This is a genomic window from Halomonas marinisediminis (genome assembly GCF_004347715.1).
Classification (GTDB): Bacteria; Pseudomonadota; Gammaproteobacteria; order Pseudomonadales; family Halomonadaceae; genus Halomonas; species Halomonas icarae.
In genome coordinates this window covers 1-229 of record NZ_SLTR01000772.1, presented here as the reverse complement: position 1 = coordinate 229, position 229 = coordinate 1, and the positions used below count along the sequence as shown (strand labels likewise).

General features: G+C 60.7%; 1 protein-coding gene. It reads right to left on the bottom strand.

The features are described from left to right. Positions 1-229: ABC transporter substrate-binding protein (locus E0702_RS18480; RefSeq protein ID WP_165927653.1), on the bottom strand; the 229-nt coding region annotated here is incomplete at both ends.

Here is a 229-nt window from a genome sequence, read left to right as displayed (position 1 = left end):
GATGGCATCGGCCATATGCGGCGGCGGGACGGTGCGGACATCCAACTCGTCGGGGGTCTTCAGACCCAGTGCATTCAGCCAGAAATAGACAAGTTCGGCATGCATCGAGAACGGGAAAGGAACGCCGATGCGCAGTTTGCGTCCGCTGGCGCGGATCAGGTGCTTGCCGGTTGCTAGCGGATCTCTGAAATCCTCGCGCCAGCCATTGCTGCGCATCTTGCTGGCAAGG